The sequence below is a fragment of the Bacillus sp. LR--39 genome, from assembly GCF_053613335.1.
The window spans coordinates 1-1,211 of the sequence record NZ_JBSIOT010000244.1; the positions used below are offsets into that span (position 1 = coordinate 1).

At 50.9% G+C, this 1,211-nt stretch carries 2 protein-coding genes and 1 pseudogene; 2 read left to right on the forward strand and 1 reads right to left on the reverse strand.

Features of this window, described 5'->3' with window-relative positions; all coding sequences use genetic code 11:
- Together ACWHAR_RS22175 and ACWHAR_RS22180 are read left to right on the forward strand one after the other, a co-directional pair.
- Window positions 1-153: ATP-binding protein DrrA1-3 family domain-containing protein (locus tag ACWHAR_RS22175; protein ID WP_452087842.1), on the forward strand; the 153-nt coding region annotated here is incomplete at its 5' end.
- A pseudogene (locus ACWHAR_RS22180) lies at window positions 150-925 on the forward strand (ABC transporter permease). The gene ACWHAR_RS22175 and the pseudogene ACWHAR_RS22180, both read left to right, overlap by 4 nt.
- Before the next feature lie 17 nt (window positions 926-942).
- Here the strand turns inward: ACWHAR_RS22180 and ACWHAR_RS22185 are convergent.
- The coding region (locus tag ACWHAR_RS22185) for an MFS transporter (RefSeq protein ID WP_452087841.1) at window positions 943-1,211 on the reverse strand (269 nt) is incomplete at its 5' end.

Consider the following 1,211-nt stretch of genomic DNA (forward strand, 5'->3'; position numbering starts at 1 on the left):
AAGAATCTGTCCCAAGCGGTTTTCGAGCTGTCTGATATAAACGCTGGCCGGTCATTATTAAGTGACTGTATCCGAAAGGGGTTGACCGTCACCCGCTTTGAACAGAAAACGGAGTCTCTAGAAGACGTCTATCTAAAGGTGGTGCACGCATGAAAGTGATGACGGCGCTATTGCAGAAGGAGTGGCTGGAAGGATGGAAAAGCGGCAAGCTGGTTTGGCTGCCGATTGCGATGATGATCGTCGGGCTGACACAGCCGCTGACCATTTATTATATGCCGGACATCATCGCACATGGAGGAAATCTTCCTGATGGCATGAAAATCAGTTTTACGGTGCCCTCCGGGTCTGAAGTGATGGTCAGCACGCTTTCTCAATTCAACACGCTTGGCATGGCTCTAATCATCTTTAGTGTGATGGGCTGTGTAGCCAATGAAAGAAATCAAGGGGTAACGGCGCTGATCATGTCACGGCCTGTGACGGCAGCCCATTATATCGTGAGTAAATGGCTCACCCAAAGTGTGATCGGCATTCTGTCGTTCGCAGCTGGATATGGGCTTGCGTATTATTACGTCCGGCTGCTGTTTGAGGACGCATCATTCAGCCGCTTTGCCACAAGCCTTGGCCTTTACGCGCTTTGGGTGATATTTATTGTGACCGCCGGCCTTGCCGGAAGTACGATATTCCGGTCTGTCGGAGCAGCTGCGGCTTGCGGGATCGGGCTCACAGCAGCCGTTTCCTTTGCGTTTCACTATTTCCAGATGGTGCGAAGTGGCTTCCGGCTGAGATTTGCAAGCAGGCGGAGCATATCCTTCTTCATGGAGAGCGGGCAGGTTTTTTCGGATGGTCACTCACTTTCTCCATTCTGTGCATCATGCTTCTGGCCGTGTTTTCTGTGTGGCGCTTCCGGTGGTATGAAAGCTATTAATTGATCATGTTACGTTTTTACGCGAGCATCACAAAAAAGGCGGCAAATGCCAGAGACCCGGCTCCATAAAAAACTCCCGCAAGCCCGACAAGCTGTGCGATTTTTCCGGCAAGAAGGGGCCCGAGGAAGATGCCTAGCGCATAAAATGATTGATAAAACCCCATCACTGACATTTTTAAACGGGCAGAACTGATTTCGACGACATGGCTTAGCAGCAGAGGAAAAACGAAGCCGAGCGCCAGTCCGATACAGGCGTGTGTGATGCAAACCGTGAACAATGCAGCTG